The sequence below is a fragment of the Streptosporangium album genome (assembly GCF_014203795.1).
In the GTDB taxonomy this organism is placed as follows: Bacteria; Actinomycetota; Actinomycetes; order Streptosporangiales; family Streptosporangiaceae; genus Streptosporangium; species Streptosporangium album.
The window spans coordinates 1381280-1398687 of record NZ_JACHJU010000001.1; the positions used below are offsets into that span (position 1 = coordinate 1381280).

The 17408-nt window shown below is 69.5% G+C and carries 15 protein-coding genes; 7 read left to right on the plus strand and 8 right to left on the minus strand.

The annotated features are described in order from the left end of the window. Positions 1-26: 26 nt before the first annotated feature. Positions 27-1616, minus strand: coding sequence for a phosphoglycerate dehydrogenase (gene serA / locus FHR32_RS06600; RefSeq protein ID WP_184753477.1), 1590 nt, complete (start codon positions 1614-1616; stop codon positions 27-29). A 208-nt stretch (positions 1617-1824) separates the two neighbouring features. On the opposite strand from serA, the gene FHR32_RS06605 reads away from it, so the two are divergent. Further along, positions 1825-2742, plus strand: coding sequence for a hypothetical protein (locus FHR32_RS06605; RefSeq protein WP_184753478.1), 918 nt, complete (start codon positions 1825-1827; stop codon positions 2740-2742). Positions 2743-2790: 48 nt separating this feature from the next. On the opposite strand, the gene FHR32_RS06610 is transcribed toward FHR32_RS06605, so the two are convergent. The 5 genes from FHR32_RS06610 to FHR32_RS06630 form a co-directional block, all read right to left on the minus strand. Further along, complete coding sequence (locus FHR32_RS06610; RefSeq protein ID WP_184753479.1) at positions 2791-3282, minus strand: HAD family hydrolase; 492 nt, start codon at positions 3280-3282, stop codon at positions 2791-2793. A gap of 142 nt (positions 3283-3424) precedes the next feature. After that, entirely contained in the window at positions 3425-3586 is a 162-nt protein-coding gene (locus FHR32_RS06615; protein WP_184753480.1) for a hypothetical protein, read from the minus strand. A 123-nt stretch (positions 3587-3709) separates the two neighbouring features. Next, a complete protein-coding gene (locus tag FHR32_RS06620) occupies positions 3710-6301 on the minus strand; it encodes an FtsX-like permease family protein (protein WP_184753481.1) in 2592 nt (863 codons plus the stop codon). Further along, the gene (locus tag FHR32_RS06625) at positions 6298-7005 is read right to left on the minus strand and encodes an ABC transporter ATP-binding protein (RefSeq protein WP_184753482.1); all 708 of its coding nucleotides are present in this window, start codon (positions 7003-7005) and stop codon (positions 6298-6300) included. The genes FHR32_RS06620 and FHR32_RS06625 overlap by 4 nt, the downstream gene beginning before the upstream one ends. Then, a complete protein-coding gene (locus FHR32_RS06630; RefSeq protein ID WP_184753483.1) occupies positions 7002-7529 on the minus strand; it encodes a PadR family transcriptional regulator in 528 nt (175 codons plus the stop codon). Before FHR32_RS06630 ends, FHR32_RS06625 begins: the two co-directional genes overlap by 4 nt. An 88-nt stretch (positions 7530-7617) precedes the next feature. Between FHR32_RS06630 and FHR32_RS06635 the strand changes: the two genes are divergently transcribed. The 6 genes from FHR32_RS06635 to FHR32_RS06660 all read left to right on the plus strand — a co-directional run bounded on the left by FHR32_RS06635 (position 7618) and on the right by FHR32_RS06660 (position 15713). After that, on the plus strand, positions 7618-8163 hold the full coding sequence (locus tag FHR32_RS06635) for an FHA domain-containing protein (RefSeq protein WP_184753484.1): 546 nt from the start codon (positions 7618-7620) through the stop codon (positions 8161-8163). A 221-nt stretch (positions 8164-8384) separates the two neighbouring features. Further along, the gene (gene dacB / locus FHR32_RS06640) at positions 8385-9935 is read left to right on the plus strand and encodes a D-alanyl-D-alanine carboxypeptidase/D-alanyl-D-alanine endopeptidase (RefSeq protein WP_184753485.1); all 1551 of its coding nucleotides are present in this window, start codon (positions 8385-8387) and stop codon (positions 9933-9935) included. A 290-nt stretch (positions 9936-10225) separates the two neighbouring features. After that, positions 10226-11965, plus strand: coding sequence for an NAD-dependent malic enzyme (locus tag FHR32_RS06645; protein WP_184753486.1), 1740 nt, complete (start codon positions 10226-10228; stop codon positions 11963-11965). Positions 11966-11967: 2 nt separating this feature from the next. Further along, positions 11968-13452 (plus strand): class II fumarate hydratase, encoded by a 1485-nt coding sequence (gene fumC, locus FHR32_RS06650; protein ID WP_184753487.1) that lies wholly within the window; start codon positions 11968-11970, stop codon positions 13450-13452. Positions 13453-13579: 127 nt separating this feature from the next. Continuing rightward, positions 13580-14962 carry a sensor histidine kinase gene (locus FHR32_RS06655; RefSeq protein WP_184753488.1) on the plus strand — a complete coding sequence of 461 codons (1383 nt, stop codon included), beginning with the start codon at positions 13580-13582 and terminating at the stop codon, positions 14960-14962. 85 nt (positions 14963-15047) lie between these two features. After that, positions 15048-15713, plus strand: a complete 666-nt coding sequence (locus tag FHR32_RS06660) for a CAP domain-containing protein (protein ID WP_221465285.1) — start codon at positions 15048-15050, stop codon at positions 15711-15713. A 122-nt stretch (positions 15714-15835) separates the two neighbouring features. Here FHR32_RS06660 and ilvC read toward each other — a convergent pair whose 3' ends face one another. Both ilvC and ilvN read right to left on the minus strand, forming a co-directional pair. Beyond that, a complete protein-coding gene (gene ilvC, locus FHR32_RS06665) occupies positions 15836-16825 on the minus strand; it encodes a ketol-acid reductoisomerase (protein WP_512700844.1) in 990 nt (329 codons plus the stop codon). Between the two features lie 30 nt (positions 16826-16855). Then, positions 16856-17380, minus strand: a complete 525-nt coding sequence (gene ilvN, locus FHR32_RS06670) for an acetolactate synthase small subunit (protein WP_184753489.1) — start codon at positions 17378-17380, stop codon at positions 16856-16858. Between the last annotated feature and the right edge of the window lie 28 nt (positions 17381-17408).

Here is a 17408-nt window from a genome sequence, read left to right on the forward strand (position 1 = left end):
CGGGCGGCAGCCGTACGGAGCGGGACCTAGTCGGCCAGGTCGACCGAGCGGCCGCTGTCGGCGCCGATCTCGGCGCCGATCTGGTCGATCACGTTGGCCGGGATGCCGGTGTCGACGGTCAGCGCGATGAGGGCCTTGCCGCCCTTGGCGTCGCGGGCCACCTGCATCGAGGCGATGTTGATGCTGTGGTCGCCGAGGATGCGGCCGACGACGCCGACGATGCCGGGGCGGTCGGTGTAGGTGAAGAACGACAGGTGGTCGGTCGGCTCGATCTCCATCTGGTAGCCGTTGACCTCGACGATCTTCGTGATCTGGCGCGGGCCCGACAGGGTGCCGGAGACCGAGACCGTACGGCCGTCGGCGAGGACACCGCGGACGGTGACGACGTTTCGCCAGTCGGGGCTGTCGGAGCTGGTGACCAGCTCGACGGTCACGCCGCGGTCCTTGGCCAGGAGCGGGGCGTTGACATAGGTGACGGAGTCCTCGACCACGTCGGTGAAAATGCCCTTGAGCGCGGCCAGCTCCAGCACGCGGACGTCCTGGGAGGCGATCTCGCCGCGGACCTCGACGTCGAGCCTGGTGGCGACCTCGCCGGCGAGTGCGGTGAAGACCCGGCCGAGCTTCTCGGCCAGCGGCAGGCCGGGCTTGACCTCCTCGGCGACGGCGCCGCCCTGGACGTTGACCGCGTCCGGCACGAACTCGCCGGCGAGGGCGAGCTTCACGCTCCGCGCGACCTGGGTGCCGGCCTTCTCCTGGGCCTCGTGGGTGGAGGCGCCCAGGTGCGGGGTGACGACGACCTGGTCCAGCTCGAACAGCGGGCTGTCGGTGACGGGCTCCTTGGGGAAGACGTCGATGCCGGCGCCGGCGACGCGGCCTTCCTTGATCGCCGAGTAGAGCGCGTTCTCGTCGATGATGCCGCCGCGGGCGACGTTGATCAGGCGCACCGACGGCTTGACCGTGTGGAGCTCCCTGTCGCCGATGAGCCCGATGGTCTCTTTGGACTTGGGCAGGTGAACGGTGATGAAGTCGGCCTCACGCAGGGCCTCCTCCAGCGACACCAGGCGGACGCCCATCTGCGCGGCGCGGGCCGGCTGCAGGTAGGGGTCGTAGGCGATCAGCTCGACGCCGAACGGCTGCAGGCGCTGGGCGACCAGCTGCCCGATCTTGCCGAGGCCGAGGATGGCGACGACCTTCTCGTCGAGCTCGACGCCGGTGTACTTCGAGCGCTTCCACTCGCCGCCCTTGAGCGCGGAGTGCGCCTGGGCGACGTTGCGCGCGGAGGCGAGGATCAGCGCGACGGTGTGCTCGGCGGCGCTGGTGATGTTGGAGGTGGGCGCGTTGACGACCATGACGCCGGCCTTGGTGGCGGCCTCCACGTCCACGTTGTCCAGGCCGACGCCGGCGCGGGCGACGACCCGGAGCTTCGGCGCGGCGGCGATGGCCTCGGCGTCCACCTGCGTGGCGCTGCGCACGATGAGCGCGTCCACATCGGCGAGAGCGGGCAGGAACTGGGCGCGGTCGGCGCCATCGGCGTGGCGGACTTCGAAGTCCGCGCCCAGGACCGCGAGACCGGCTTCGGAGAGTTCCTCTGCGACCAGTACGACGGGCTTGTTCACAGGCTGGATCCTTTGAGACGTGGAGGCTGCTGCACGGACCTCACGTAGTCTATCGGCGCTTGTGAACGCGTTCACGAGTGTCCCGCGATCCGAGACGGTTACCCGCCCCAGTCACATTTCATACGTAGAAAATTCAACTTGGTATTGATCCGGAGAAAACTTCACGATTACCCTCATAAGCCGTGGTCCCCTACCTATCGTTCCTCATATGAGCATCGGGAACCCCGCTCTCGGCGACGCGCTCGCGCAGCATGACGGCCCGCACCGGCTGCTGGCGGCACTTGCCGACTGGGGACTCCTGGTTGCCGTGCGACCGGATCGCTCCGTCGTGCTGGGCACGACGCAGAGCGGTGATCGGGTGCTGCTCGGATACACCTCGGCGAGCACCTACGCACGGCACCGTGGCAGCCACTCGTTGTCGGCCTGCGACGCCGACACCATCCTCGACATCCAGCGCGTCACCGGTGTGCGGGAAATCGTGATCGACGCCGCGGGCCCGGCGGCCGCCGCCGTGCCCATCGAGGATCTCCAGCGCTATCTGCGCTCGACCCGCACCGGCCCCACGCCGGCGCTGTCGAGCACGACTCCGACGGCGTACGCGACCGGGGCCATGGCCACGGTCTCGCGCTCCCCGGCCCCCCCGGTGGCGCGTCCCCCGGCTCCCCCCGTGGCGCGCCCCCCGAGGACCCCGGACCCGGCCCCGGTGGCTCGGCGGAACTCGGTGCCGGCGGCGCCCGCCCAGCCGTGGATCCCCTCGCCCCGGCCCCATCTGTCGGGGCCGATGCAGATGGTGGACCCCGGCTACCGGCGGTGCGAGCACCCGATCCTGCCCGCGCTGCGCGTCGCGATCTCGCACCTGCTCGCCGACTACCCGCTCGTCCACCACGTGTGGATCTCCGAGTCCCGGACCTCCTCCGGCGCCCCGGGCATCATGCTGCACGTCAAGGTGCACATGTCGGCGGCCGAGGACGTGGTCAGGGACATCCACCGCGGGGTGCGCGCCCGGCTGCCGCAGCTCGCCTCCAGCGAGGCGCCGATCCTGATGGCCCGGGTCGCCGACGCGCACAGCGAGCAGCGGATGGTCGAGCTGGGCGCCCACGTGGTCTGTGCCGACGTCACCGACTGAGGACATCACCGGCCCGGGGTCGTCGTCCGCCGGACGACGACCCCGGGCTTATTTGATCAAGGTGTTCGCGACGACGATGGCCAGGCCCAGCAGCATGTCGACGCACCCCACCTTCCAGGCGGCCGGCCAGGAGCCGCCGGAGGCCCTGGTGGCCCATATCCCCCAGCCGAACAGCGTGACCGCGTTGAACACCAGGACGACGCTGACGGCGGTGTACGGATTCCACCACCCCGCGTGGGCCACGAGGAGCACGCCCGCGGTCGGCAGGGTGGCCGCCACCAGCGGCCACTCGGTCAGCACCGAGCGCGCCGCGTGAACAAGGGGCTTGTCGCCGGTCACGGTGTGGTGGGCGAGCGCGTGCGCGTACCCGTGGGCGACGGCCGCCACCAGCCCGGAGATCAGCACCCACAACGCGTCGTATCCGGGATTGGCAGGGGCCTGGTCCAGGGCGGCTGCCAAGCTGCTGGCCAGAACGGTGCCGTAGACGGCGCCGAACAGCAGCCTCTCGGACGGCTCGCGCCGCCGGATCCGGCCCAGCATGCCCGAGCGCCTGGGGGATCTGAGATGTTCGGTGCTGTCGGCCATCGTCTCGCTAGCTGCCGTGAACTGGGACACCACCACACCTACCAGCTCTCCCGCCCGGCCCGGCGTACCCTCGCCGTCGCCCGGCCGGAAGCTTCGCCTACCCCATCCGGCGGGTCAGCGTGGTCCTGGTCCTGGCGAACGCCATCGCGATCAGTGCCGCCGCCAACGGCAGGCCGATCCCACGGCTGAGCGCGCTGCGCGCCCTGGCTCGCCCGATTCCGCGCCGGGAGATGCGCAGCGCTGCGAGGAGGGCGCTCATCGGACGCTCTCCGGGGTGGAGGTGGAACCAGAGGTGGGCAGGTCGAAACTCATTGTTGTGTCTCCTGCGTTCGGGGAGGCTGCCGGCGGGCTCACCGCTTCCTCGCGGGGCCGTGAACCGAGATCAGGTGCGGCGGCGGGTGAGCAGCACTTTCGTCCGGACGCACAGCGCCGCCATCAGCGCCGCAAGCAGAGGCAGGCCGACCAGCACACTCGCCAGCGCGAGCCACGGCACGTCGACCTCGGAGGCGAACGAGCCGACCGGCCCACTGTTCACCCACACTCCCTCGACCCGACCTCCGGAGAACATGCTGAGGTAGCCCACCACGCCGAAGACCAGCCCGATGAGCATCCCTCCCGCCACACCCAGACCGGAGACGAACGCGGCCTGACCCGCGACGAGGAGACGCTGGACGCGGCCCGTCGCCCCCACAGCCGCCAGAGTGGCCCTGTCGGGGCGGCCCTCCGCCGCGGCCAGCCCGGTCGCGGCGAACGTTCCTCCGAGAACCAGGACGGCCGCACCGAGGGCGAGGGCGAGCAGCATCGTGGCGCTGCCGTCCTGGAAACCCCGCTCGGTCCTGACATAGGCCGAGCGGCTGAGGGTCCGCACGGCGGCGTCCAGCCGCGTCTCCTGCTCCGGCGTCACACGCGGCGCGGCCGGATCGGCGATGAGAGTGTCGTACCCGACGGTGAGGCCAAGCCTGGCCGCCAGCGAGACGGGCAGTATCGCGCTCACCAGCGGCTCACCCTGAGGGCGCCGGACGACGGCGGGCACCGAGTGCGAGGTGCGCTTCTGCAGCTCGGCCGTGAAGACAAGCATCCCGTCGCGCAGCACCCGCGGGTCGAACACGACCGCCTTGCCGGCCGCGAGGGCGGCCTCCGCAGCGGGGTCGGGGCCGCGCAGGAAATAGCGGGCCAGGTCGGCCCCGCCCACGAGCGGCTCCCGGAACCACGCGAAGGGTGTCGGGCAATCTCTCGTGCAGCCGGGTTGAACCACGATATTGACATGCGAGAAGCCGGGCTTGGCGAGCTCTCCCGCCTCGATCAGCGGCACTCCTGGCAGGGCGGAGGCGGTGGCTCGTTTGATCTCGCGCCAGATCGCGGGGTTAGACCCGTTGGAGGTCACGACCGTGCTCCCCATCAGATACTGAGGCTCATACCTCGTCCCCCTCTGAGCGCTCTGACTGGAAATCACCACCGCCACGCCGGCGAAGACCGCGGTCGCGGCGAGCACCGCGGCCACGGCGGGGGCCGTGCGGCCCCGGTTACGCGCGGCGTCCCTGACTGCCATCCGGAACGGCAGCGGCAGCCGCGTCGCCAGGCGCGCGGCGGCGCCGACCAGCCACGGCGTCAGCAGGACCAGCCCGAGTTGCCCGAGCACCGCGCCCGCCAGCAGGCTGACCTGGTACAGCCCGAAGCCCATACCCCACCTCGGCAGGACGGGGCCGATGACGATGATCGCTATCGCTCCCGACAGCAGCACCAGGCCCAGCACCGGCAGGCCCCGGCGTTCCCTGGCCCGGCCCCGGCGACCGGCCAGCACCTCCGCCACGTCCGCCCTCGATGCCTGGACCGCAGGGACGACCGCCGCGAGCAGGGCGCTCACCACCCCCAGGAGCACGACGATCGCGATCCGGCCGACGGGCACCTCGAAGGGGCCGTGCAGGGCGAGCGGCGTGACGGCCGCGCCGATCCCGATCCCGCCCGCGGCTCCGAGCAGGGAGGCCGCGAACCCGAGGGTGAGTCCGTCGGCGAGGACGACGCCGCGCAGGTGGCGGGGCGAACCGCCCTGCGCGGCGATCAGCGCGAGCTCGCGCCGGCGGCGCCGGATGCCGACGGCGAACGCCGGTCCGGCCAGAAGGACGACCTCCAGCCCGATGATGACGGCGCCCAGGGCCACCATCATGATGTCGGAACCGCCCACCGTCCCTTGGGGGACGGGGTCCTCCGGGCCGTTCCCCGAGGGGGGAGCATCGACCACCTCTCGCGAGAGGACCGCGACGCCGTGCCGGTTCATCTCGCGAACCCGCTGCCAGGAGACGGGGGCGGGAGTATCGATGAGCCAGTTCGTGCTGACCTTCCTGCTCCCGTCGAACACGGTTCCCGGAAGCGCGACGATCTCCGGACGTCCGGGATCGCGCTGGGGCTCGACGACGCCGACCACGGTGACGGCGGCGCCCGTACCACTCACCGTGACGGTGCTTCCCTCCCGCAGCTCCGCGCCGGGACTCGCCGCGACCTCCCCCGCGGCCCGCGGCAGGCGCCCGGACAGGAGCTTGTACATGCCCTTGGTGATCGGGTCGCGCAGGTCGATCTCCCGGAAGTCGTGCTCCCGGTAGCCCTTCGCCCCCTGGTAACCGGTCCAGGCGAGGCGCAAAGGGACAGCCCGGCTGCCCGGTCCGAAGAGGGTGAGGACCTCCTGCTCCGTCAGATTCCTGTACTGGACACCACGGCCTCTCGCGTCGATCCGGATAGACCCGTTGGCGCTCTGCCTCACCGGTTTGCTGGAGGCCCTCTCCTGGACGTGGGCGTCGGCCGCGCCGATGTTCCAGTCCAGCCCCTCCCTGGTGGTGACGTCCCCGGTGGCCTGCCATGTCACGCCGACAGTGAGCAGGAGCACCGGCAGACCGATCATGACCATGATGAGCGCGCTGCGCGCTCTGGCCTGCCCGATCCCCCGGCGAGAGATCCGAAGCGCGGCGAGGAGAGCGTTCATCGGGCGCTCTCCAGGGGGACGGCGGTGGAGTCGGCGATCTCGCCGTCGCGCAGGAAGACCACCCGGTCGGCCCAGGCGGCGTAGCGGGGTTCGTGGGTGACGAGCAGCACGGTGGCCCCCGCGTCGCAGCGGGCGCGCAGGAGCTGGAGGACGTCGTCGCCGGTCGGGGTGTCGAGGGCGCCGGTGGGCTCGTCGGCCAGGATCAGCCGCCGCTCCCCGACCAGGGCGCGGGCGATCGCGACCCGCTGGCGCTGGCCGCCGGAGATCTCGTCGGGGAAGCGGCCGGCGACGTCGGCCAGGCCGATCTCGCCGAGGGCGTCCATCGCCTCGCGGCGCGCCTGCCCCGTCCTGACGCCGTCCAGCTCGCGCGGGAGCATGACGTTCTCCGCGGCGGTCAGCGAGGGGATCAGGTTGAGGTCCTGGAAGACGTAGCCGACGTGGCGGCGGCGGAGCCCGGCGAGTTCCCCCGCCGACATGCCCGACAGCGGTGTGCCCTCCACCACGACCTCACCCGAGGTGGGCCGGTCCAGCCCGCCGGCGAGGTTGAGCAGGGTGGACTTGCCCGACCCCGAAGGGCCCATCACCGCGACCAGCTCTCCGGCGGCGACGTCCAGGCTCACCTCCCGCAGTGCCGGTACGGCCTGCGGCCCGTCTCCGTGCACGCGGCTCACGTCCGCGAGCCGTACGACCGGATCGAAACTCATCGTTGCTTCTCCTGCGTCTGGGGGGAGGCCGTGAGCACGGCCTCGCAGTGGTCGAGCCAGCGCTGTTCGGCCTCGGCCTGGAAGATCATCGAGTCGAGCACCAGCCGTTGCGCGGGGCCGTCCGTGTTCGCCCGCTTGGCGCGGGTCAGCTCCTGCAGCGTGCGCATGGTCGTGGTGCGCTGGGCCTGGATGACGGGCCGCACGTCCGCGGACGCGGTGACCGCCAGCGCGAGCTTGATGACCAGTTCGTCCCGGGGCCGGTCGGCCTGGGCGACGGGGGTGCGAAACCATCGCTCCAACTCGGCCCGACCGGCCTCGGTGATCGTGTAGACGACCCGGCCCTGCTCGTCCTGCTCGCCCGGGGCCACCAGGCCGTCACGTTCCAGGCGGGAGAGCGTCGTGTAGACCTGGCCGATGTTGAGCGGCCAGGTCGCCCCTGTGGACGCCTCGAACTCGGCCCGTAACTGGTAGCCGTAGCGGGGCCCCTGACTCAGCAGAGCGAGAAGCCCTTGTCGGATCGCCATGGATACTGAGTATGCATACGCAGTATGCTCTCGGCAAGAGATCCGCATATTCTGGACAGGTTCTGCCCCGGGGGCAGATACTCGGGGGATGAGCTCGCCCCCTCCCCCGTCCCGCGCGTCCGATGGGGACCGCGATCGTGCGATCAACGAGCTCCGCGACCGCGCCGTGGAGGGCCGGCTCTCGCATGACACGTTCCTCGGCCGCGTCGACATGGCGCTGCGCGCGCGCAGCCAGGGCGAGCTCGACGACCTGATCGCCGATCTGCCGCCCCGGGGCCGGTTCCGCCGCGTGGTGACCGAGATCGTCTCCTCGGCCTCCGACTTCACCAAACGGGTGGAGTCCGCCTGGCGGCGTCCCCGGCTGCCCCGGCTCGCCCTGCCCGGGGACAGCCGGACCCGCTACGTGGTCGGCCGCGGTTCGGCCTGCGACCTGGTCCTGGCCGACCTGACCGTGTCACGGGTGCACGCCGAGCTCCGGCGCGACGAGGACGGGTGGATCGTCGTCGACCTCGGCTCGCTCAACGGCACCCGGCTGAACGACTGGCGCCTGGTCGGACCGGCGAAGGTCCGTCCGGGTGACGTCCTCTCCTTCGGAGACTGCATGTTCCTGGTGATCACTGCCCAGCTGATCTGAGCGTCTCGGCGGTCAGGGTGTAGCGCATCGTCAGCAGCACGCCCCCGATGACCAGGCCCATGAGCCGGCAGCCGGCGGGAGCGGGCTCCGATGTGACCATGCGCATATCAATCGCAGCAAGCGACCGCTCGGCAGGCCCGAAAGATACGAATATTTCCGTATTGTCGCCAAGCCTGCGATTCCTCATGATCTCCGCAGACACCTAGGCACAGGGAGAAACCGTGCGGCCCTCGCGACGAACCACCATCTCTGTAACCGCCCTCCTCCTCGCCGGTCTCGCCTGGGGCTCGGCCCCGGCGAGCGCGCTCGAACCCACCTCCGGCGTCACCGACCTGGTCAAGGACATCGACCAGATCCTCAGCGACGCCCGGCTGGCCCCCGGCCGGACGGGAGTGGTGGTCAAGAGCGCCACCTCCGGCGAGAAGCTCTACGCCCAGGATCCGGACAAGATCCTCACCCCCGCCTCCAACGCCAAGCTGGTGACCTCGGCAGCCGCGGTCGACGCCCTCGGCCTGGACTACCGCTTCACCACGAGCGTGCTGTCCACCGGCCGGCGCGCCGGCTCGGTCCTCACCGGGAACCTGTACCTGCGGGGCACCGGAGACCCGACCATGCTCGGCGCCGACTACGACGCGCTGGCCGCCCGGGTGGCCGCCACCGGGGTCAAGGTGGTCACGGGCAAGCTCGTCGCCGACGACACCTGGTTCGACTCGGTGCCCCTGGGCACCGACTGGGCCTGGGACGACGAGCCGTACTACTACTCGGCGCAGATCTCCGCGCTGACCGCCTCGCCCGACACCGACTACGACGCCGGGACCGCCATCGTCTCGGTCGCCCCAGGTGACGCCCCGGGCAAGCCCGTCACGGTCTCCACCACCCCGGAGACCACCTATCTGAAGATCGACAACCGGGCGACGACCGGGGCCGAGACCAATGTGACGATCGAGCGGCAGCACAGCACCAACACCGTGCTGATCACCGGTACCGTCGCGGAGAAGTACGACGACTGGGTCACCGTCGACGACCCCACCGGATACGCCGCCTCACTCTTCCGCAAGGCCCTGTCCAAGCACGGCGTGCGGGTGCTGGGATCCACGGGCCGCGAGGCCACCCCGGCGGGGGCGGCCACCGTGGCCTCGCACGAGTCGATGCCGCTGAGCGAGCTGCTCATCCCGTTCATGAAGCTCAGCAACAACATGCACGCCGAGATCCTGACCAAGGCGATCGGACGCAAGGTCTCCGGAGCGGGGACCTGGAGCGCCGGGCTCGCCGCCGTCACCTCCTTCGGCAAGGCCAACGGCATGCCGACGCTGCGCATGCGGGACGGCTCCGGCCTGTCCCGGGTGGACGGCCTCACCCCTGACGGCATCACGGGCCTGCTGATCGCGCTGCGTTCCAAGCCCTGGTTCTCCACCTGGTACGGCTCGCTGCCGATCGCCGGAGAGCCCGACCGGATGGTGGGCGGCACGCTGCGGAGCCGGATGCGCGGCACCCCCGCCGCCGGGAACGTCCACGGCAAGACCGGATCGCTGACCGGCGTCACCTCCCTGTCCGGCTACGTGACCAGCGCGGACAACGAGCCCCTGGTCTTCTCCGTGATGCTCAACCAGTTCCTGTCCGGCTCCCCCAAGGACATCGAGGACAAGATCGCCATCCGTCTCGCCCAGTTCAGCCGGACCGCACCGGCCGACGTCGCGAACGTCCAGCTCCGCCAGGTCCAGCAGGACTCCGCCGACGTCGAGTGCTCCTGGCTGAAGCCCGCCCAGTGCTGAACCGCTGAATCCCTCCCCGCCGCCATGCGGCGGGGAGCCGGGAGTGGTCCCAGCCAACCCCGGGACCACTCCGATTTAGTTCGGCCCGCGGGACGGGCTGTCTCAACTCCCGGCACGCCGGTTACCGAACGACAAAAATCGGCGTATCCGAGTAAATGCATCTTTTTCACCCCTTTGGCGTGCGCAGATCGCGTAGTGGGGAGGCCCTGCGGGGACGGACCGTCTTCTGATCTTCTGAGAAGCGGTCCGCGCGGCACGTGAACTGTGCCATGAGATGCCAGGAGATGGAGATGGCGACGAAATCCGACAAGAGCGAACGGTCGAAGAGCCCCCACCGCGACTTTACGGAGAACCCCGCCGGGGGCTACGTCACCGCGTTGCGCGGTCTGGAAATACTGAACAACTCACTGCTGAACAAGGGAGCGGCGTTCAATGGGCAGGAGCGGACGGAACTGGGCCTGGAGGGACTGATCCCACCGGCGGTCGAGACACTCGGCGAACAGGCGCGCCGCGCCTACACCCAGTACCGCGCACAACCGACCGACCTGCTCAAGAACGTCTACCTGTCAGCGCTGCAGGACCGCAACGAAGTGCTCTTCTACCGGCTCCTGGCCGATCACCTGCGGGAGATGCTGCCGATCGTGTATGACCCGACGGTCGCGCAGGCGATCAAGACCTACAGCCACGAGTACCGCCGGCCTCGGGGCGCATACCTGTCCGTCGACGACGTGGACGGCATCGAGCAGGCTTTCCGGAACCTCGGGCTGGGGCCCGACGACGTCGACCTGATCGTCGCCTCCGACGCGGAGGAGATCCTGGGCATCGGGGACTGGGGAGTGGGCGGCGGCGCCGGCATCGCCGCCGGCAAGCTGGCCGTCTATACCGCCGCCGCCGGGATCGATCCCGCCCGGGTCATCCCCGTCGCCCTTGATGTCGGCACAGACAACGAGGGGTTGCTCAACGACCCCCTCTACGTCGGCAACCGGCACACGCGGGTGCGCGGAGGGCGCTACGACGACTTCATCGACGCCTACGTCTCGACGGCCACCCGCCTGTTCCCCAACGCGATGCTGCACTGGGAGGACTTCGGCCCGTCCAATGCCCGGCGCATCCTGGAGAAGTACACCGGCCAGATCCCCACCTTCAACGACGACATGCAGGGCACCGGCGCGATCGTGCTCGCGGCGATGATGGGCGCCGCCCGCGTTTCCGGTACGCCGATGCGTGACCAGCGGATCGTCATCTTCGGCGCCGGTACGGCCGGCATCGGGATCGCCGACCAGTTGCGTGACGCGATGGTCCGCGACGGCCTGGACCGCCAGACGGCCACGCGCCGGATCTGGCCGGTCGACAAGCAGGGCCTGCTGATCGACGACATGTCGGACCTGCGCGACTTCCAGGTTCCCTATGCCCGGCCGGCCGCAGAGGTCGCCGACTGGAGCGGAGAGGGGGACGAGATCGACCTCGGCGAGGTCGTCGACCGCGTCAAGCCGACCATGCTGCTCGGCACCTCCACCATGCACGGCGCCTTCACCGAGAAGATCGTTCGGGCGATGGCCGCCGGTGTCGACCGGCCGATCATCTTCCCCATCTCCAACCCGACCGAACGGATCGAGGCGATGCCGGCCGACCTGATCCGGTGGACCGACGGCCGTGCCCTGATCGCCACCGGCATTCCGGTCGCGCCCATCACTCACAACGGTGTCACCTACGCCATCGCCCAGGCCAACAACGCCCTGCTGTACCCGGGGCTGGGGCTGGGCGCGGTCGTGTCACGAGCCCGGCGGGTCAGCGACGGCATGCTCCAGGCCGCCGCCGAGGCGGTCGGCGGCCTGGTGGATGTCTCGGCCCCGGGCGCGTCGCTGCTGCCCCAGGTGGACAACCTCAGAGAGGTCTCGGCCACGGTCGCGGTCGCGGTCGCCGAGCAGGCGGCCAAGGAGAACCTGGCCCGCGTCGACCTGAAGGAGACCATCCAGCAGGTCCAGGACGCGATGTGGCAACCTGAGTACCGGCCGGTCCGGGGGGCATGACAATGGCCGTTCAGCACCGGGAACGCGAAGCCGCGCCGCGGATCCTGGATCTGCCGATCGGGCTGGAGGCCTCCGGCACCCGTACCGAGAGCGACTCGATCGGCGAGATCCAGGTGCCGGCCGACCACTACTGGGGCGCGCAGACCCAGCGGTCGCTGATCCACTTCGACATCGGCGACGACCGGATGCCGAAGGCCGTCTACCACGCCTACGGCTTCATCAAGAAGGCCGCGGCGATCGTCAACGGCCGGGCCGGCCGCCTGCCGCGGTGGAAGGCCGACCTGATCAGCCGGGTCGCCGACGAGGTCATCGGCGGCGACCTGAACAGCGAGTTCCCGCTGTATGTCTGGCAGACCGGATCCGGCACGCAGTCAAATATGAACGTCAACGAAGTGATCTCCAACCGGGCACTCCAGCTCATCGGCGGCCGGCTCGGCAGCAAGGACCCCGTACATCCCAACGACCACGTGAACATGGGGCAGTCGTCCAACGACACGTTCGTCACCGCCATGCACATCGCCGCGGTGCAGGCGATCGACAGCCGGTTGCTGCCGTCGCTGAAGCGGCTGCGCGACGCCACCGCGGACAAGAGCCGCGAGTGGGAGCACGTGGTCAAGATCGGCCGCACCCACCTGGAGGACGCCACCCCGCTGACCGTCGGCCAGGAGTGGTCGGGCTACCTCGCCCAACTCCAGGACGCCACCGATCATCTGGAGCACACCCTCACCGGGCTGTACCGGCTGGCGATCGGCGGCACGGCGGTCGGCACCGGACTGAACGCGCCACCGGGGTTCGGGGACGAGGTCGCCGGTGAGATCGCCGATCTCACCGGGCAGCCCTTCGTCAGTGCGCCCAACAAGTTCGCCGCCCAGGCCTCGTGCGACGCGCTGGTCCGTGTCTCGGCGGCGGTGCGCACCCTGGCGGTGTCGCTGTTCAAGTTCGCCAACGACATGCGCTGGCTGGGGTCGGGGCCCCGCACCGGCCTGCACGAGCTGATCCTGCCGTCCAACGAACCGGGGTCCTCGATCATGCCGGGCAAGGTCAATCCGACCCAGGCGGAGGCGATGCTGATGGTCGCCATCCAGGTGGTCGGCAACGACAGCGCGGTATCGATGGCAGGCGCGGAGGGCAACTTCGAGCTCAACGCCTTCCGCCCGGTCATCATCAACAACGTCCTGCACTCGGTGCGGATCCTGTCGGACGTGATGGACCATTTCCGCATCTACCTCATCGAGGGCGCCCGGCTCGACACCACCAGGCTGAAGGACGACGTCGACCGGTCCATCATGATGGTGACCGCGCTCAGCCCTGTCATCGGCTACGACAAGGCCTCGCGGATCGCCCACCGCGCGCTGGATGAGGACCTCACGCTCAAGGAGGCCGCTCTCAAGTCCGGCGTCAGCCAGGCCCTCTACGACAAGGTCGTCGACCCCGAACGCCTCACCCAGCCCGGCGTGGCCGTCTCAGGTGACGGCGCCGAGCACTGAAGCGGCACGCCTGCCGTGGCCAGTGATGTCGTGGATGATCTGGTGCGCGTCACGCGATCGAACGGCTGGGAGAGGGTCACAGCCGGGACGTCGCGACGTGAACGTCTAGATGTGTCGTTAGGTAATCATGAGGTTTGCGGATAGATGGTCAGTCAGAACCCGCCTGACGCTGTTCACCAGCGCGGCGGTGGGGGCGCTCTGCCTCGCGTTCTCCATCGCCCTGTTGTTGACCATGCGCCAGATGGCCACTCAGGACCTCACTGAAGAGGTGACCGCGACGGGAGAGCTGACCGCTTACTACGTCGATCGCGGAGAGATCGACAACACGCTCCCCCCCATTCCGAACAACCTGATCCGCCCCATCCAAGTAGTTGATCCTCAAGGAAGGGTGGTTGCGGCGACCAGCGATTTCCAGAACAAGCCGGCCATGACCCATTTTGCTCCACGGCCGCCGCACCGAGTGGCCAGCACCGTCGTCTGTGATTCCGTCTTCGGGCCGGGCCGTTGCGACATCGTGGTCGCGCAGCAGGCGTACCACAACGGCGACTGGACTGTTTACACCGCCGCGCCGACACTCCCCTTCTATGTTTATCCGGCCTTGGCGGCCTTCTTGATCGCGGGAACGGTCGTCTTCACGATCGCCGTGGCCTACGGCGCGCGGCGCATCATCACCACCTCGCTCAAGCCCGTGGACGAGATCCGGGCACAGCTCGATGAAATCCACAGCACCGACCTGGGCCGTCGCGTCCCGGTTCCCACGCCCAATGATGAGATTTGCAAGCTGGCCCAGAGCACCAACTTCACCCTGGACCGGTTGGAAGGTGCGCTGGAGCAACAGCGCCGGTTCAGCTCCGACGCCTCTCATGAGCTGCGTACCCCCATCACGGCCATCCGCGCGCAGGTGGAGGACGCGCTCATGGCGCCGGAGGACACCGACATACCCACGCTGTGCCATGCCGTGCTGCCGAGCCTGGATCGTCTGCAGTCGCTCGCATCGGACCTGCTGGCCCTCACCCACCTCGACGCCGGCTCGTCGGGTGAGCCCCAGCGCCTCGATCTGAGTGAACTCGTCGCCGCAGAGCTGGACAACCGTCGTCCGACCAAGAAGATCATCCGTAACCTGGCGCCCGAGGTGATCGTCAAGGGTGACCGGTCCCGGCTGAGCCAACTGATCACTGAGCTGGTCGATAACGCAGAGCGCCACGCCTCATCCACCATCACGCTTACCGTACGGCGGCAAGACAGCCACTCGGCGCACAGCGCGCGGTTCCCCGCCGGTGCCGCGGTGTTGGAAGTGCTCGACGACGGCGGGGGGATCCCCCAGGACCAGCGCGCGGCGATCTTCCAGCGGTTTGCCCGGCTCGACACCGCCCGCAGCAGGCACGCCGGAGGCATCGGCCTCGGCCTTCCCCTCGCCCAGCAGATCGCCAAGAACCACGGTGGCACGCTGACCATTCAAGACAGTGACCGTGGCGCACAGTTCGTCGTCCGCCTTCCGCTCTCCACGTAGCCCTCTTGACCCCCCGGCTTCGGCGGTCCCAGACGCCCCTGGAGTCCCTCTGGTTTACCTGGAACCCAAAATTAATGTCCGAAATTTGCTGACAAAGAGCATCTGTCCCCGATGCGACGTGTACGCGACCGCTCCCTACGTCACATCCGCAGGAAAGATCCAGGCATCCGCCGCCCGGCTCGGCTGTAAGGACACCGCCCTGGTCCGCGTCCGGATCAAGCGCGCCGAGGCCGGTCCCGATCCGGTCGTCAGGAGCGGGGCCAAGAGGGGGAACAACGGGCGGGTCACCGTCACGCTGCGGTGTACCCCCGGCGTCTACTACACGGTCGTCACCGACTACCGCGGCCACTCCGGCACGTCCAAGGCGGCTCGGCTGTCCTGCGCCCCGGCGGGAACCCCCTCCCCCACACCCACCGCCACACCCACCGCGGCCCCCACCACGACGGCCACCCCCACGCCGACCCCCACCGCGACGGCCAAGCCCACGGCGCCTCCGCCCGCCGGCACGGTCGGCACCGCCGACGAGAACGAGGTCCTGCGGCTGGTCAACGTGGAGCGGGCGAAGGGCGGGTGCCAGCCGCTCAAGCACGACGCGCAGCTCCGCAAGGCCGCCTACGACCACTCGGCCGACATGGCGGCCCAGAACTACTTCAGCCACACCTCCCAGGACGGCCGCAGCTTCATGGACCGCATCCGGGGAGCCGGCTTCACCGGCGGATCGGGCTGGGCGGAGAACATCGCCGCCAGGTAGGCCCCCTCCCCCGATGACAGCGGGGAGAACGGCGACGCCCCCACGACGGATGACCGTCGCGGGGGCGTCGCCGTACGAGGCGGCCCGTCGCCCCGGGAGCCATCCCGGGGGCGGGCTCGCCGCTACTTGAGCCAGCTCATCATCGGGCGCAGCTTGGCACCGGTCTTCTCGATCGGGTGCTTGGCCAGCTCCTCGCGGTAGGCGGTGAACTTCTTCTGACCGCTGTCGAACTCGTCCACGAGCTCCTTGGCGAACTCGCCGGACTGGATCTCGGCGAGGATGCGCTGCATCTCCTTCTTGGTCTCCTGCGTCACGACGCGCGGACCACGGGAGTAGCCGCCGTACTCGGCGGTGTCGGAGACCGACCAGTACATCTTGGAGATGCCGCCCTCGTACATCAGGTCGACGATCAGCTTCATCTCGTGAAGGCACTCGAAGTAGGCGACCTCGGGCTGGTAACCGGCCTCGACCAGGGTCTCGAAGCCGACCTTGATCAGCTCGGACACGCCGCCGCAGAGAACGGCCTGCTCGCCGAAGAGGTCCGTCTCGGTCTCCTCGGTGAAGGTCGTCTTCAGCGCGCCGGCGCGGGTGCCGCCGATGCCCTTGGCATAGGACAGCGCGAGGTCCCAGGCCGTGCCACTGGCGTCCTTCTCGACGGCGACGAGACACGGCACGCCGCGGCCCGCGGTGTACTGGCGGCGGACGAGGTGACCGGGGCCCTTCGGAGCGACCATGGCCACGTCCACGCCCTCGGGGGCTTCGATGAGGCCGTAGCGGATGTTGAGGCCGTGGCCGAAGAAGAGGGCGTCACCCTCGACGAGGTTCGGGGCCACATGCTCGGCGTAGAGGTGACGCTGGATGTGGTCCGGCGCCAGGATCATCGTCAGGTCGGCCTCTTCGACGGCCTCGGCGGGGGTGACCACCCGCAGACCGTCGGCCTCGGCCTTCTCGCGGCTCTTGGAGCCCTCGGGCAGACCGACCCGGACGTCCACGCCGGAGTCACGCAGGGACAGGGCGTGGGCGTGCCCCTGGCTGCCGTATCCCAGAACGGCCACATGCCGGCCCTGGATGATCGACAGGTCGGCCTGGTCGTCGTAGAAGATCTCAGTCACTTGCTTAACCTTTCAGGTTTCTCTTACGGCTTACGCAGTCCGGTCCAGGGCCCGGAGAGAACGGTCGGTGATGGAACGGGCACCGCGGCCGATGGCCACCATGCCCGACTGGACCAGCTCCTTGATGCCGAACGGCTCCAGGAGCTTGATGAAGGCCTGTAGCTTGTCGGGCGTCCCGGTGACCTCTATGGTCACCGCGTCAGGAGCGACGTCAACGCAGCGCGCGCGGAAGAGGTTGACCAGTTCCAGCACGCTGGAGCGGTTGTCGGCGTCGGCACGCACCTTGATCAGAGTGAGCTCGCGCTGCACGGCCTGCGCCGGGTCGAGCTCCACGATCTTGAGTACGTTGACCAGTTTGTTGAGCTGCTTGGTGACCTGCTCAAGGGGCAGCTCCTCGACGTTGACCACGATGGTCATCCGCGAGATGTCCTCGTGCTCGGTCGGCCCGACCGCCAGCGAGTCGATGTTGAACCCCCGGCGGCTGAACAGCGACGCGACGCGCGCGAGCACGCCGGGCTTGTTCTCCACCAGCACGGAGAGCGTGTGCCTGCTCATGCCTTCCTCCTCGCCTGGCGGCCGTGCT

What these genes read in the sequence shown, in the direction of transcription:
- FHR32_RS06620 (WP_184753481.1), bottom strand. Translation starts at nt 6,301, where the DNA reads ATGAACGCTCTCCTCGCCGCGCTTCGGATCTCTCGCCGGGGGATCGGG.
- ilvN (WP_184753489.1), bottom strand. Translation starts at nt 17,380, where the DNA reads ATGAGCAGGCACACGCTCTCCGTGCTGGTGGAGAACAAGCCCGGCGTG.
- FHR32_RS06645 (WP_184753486.1), top strand. Translation starts at nt 10,226, where the DNA reads ATGGCGACGAAATCCGACAAGAGCGAACGGTCGAAGAGCCCCCACCGC.
- FHR32_RS06610 (WP_184753479.1), bottom strand. Translation starts at nt 3,282, where the DNA reads ATGCTGGGCCGGATCCGGCGGCGCGAGCCGTCCGAGAGGCTGCTGTTC.
- FHR32_RS06615 (WP_184753480.1), bottom strand. Translation starts at nt 3,586, where the DNA reads ATGAGCGCCCTCCTCGCAGCGCTGCGCATCTCCCGGCGCGGAATCGGG.
- FHR32_RS06625 (WP_184753482.1), bottom strand. Translation starts at nt 7,005, where the DNA reads ATGAGTTTCGATCCGGTCGTACGGCTCGCGGACGTGAGCCGCGTGCAC.
- FHR32_RS06635 (WP_184753484.1), top strand. Translation starts at nt 7,618, where the DNA reads ATGAGCTCGCCCCCTCCCCCGTCCCGCGCGTCCGATGGGGACCGCGAT.
- FHR32_RS06605 (WP_184753478.1), top strand. Translation starts at nt 1,825, where the DNA reads ATGAGCATCGGGAACCCCGCTCTCGGCGACGCGCTCGCGCAGCATGAC.
- fumC (WP_184753487.1), top strand. Translation starts at nt 11,968, where the DNA reads ATGGCCGTTCAGCACCGGGAACGCGAAGCCGCGCCGCGGATCCTGGAT.
- FHR32_RS06655 (WP_184753488.1), top strand. Translation starts at nt 13,580, where the DNA reads ATGAGGTTTGCGGATAGATGGTCAGTCAGAACCCGCCTGACGCTGTTC.
- FHR32_RS06630 (WP_184753483.1), bottom strand. Translation starts at nt 7,529, where the DNA reads ATGGCGATCCGACAAGGGCTTCTCGCTCTGCTGAGTCAGGGGCCCCGC.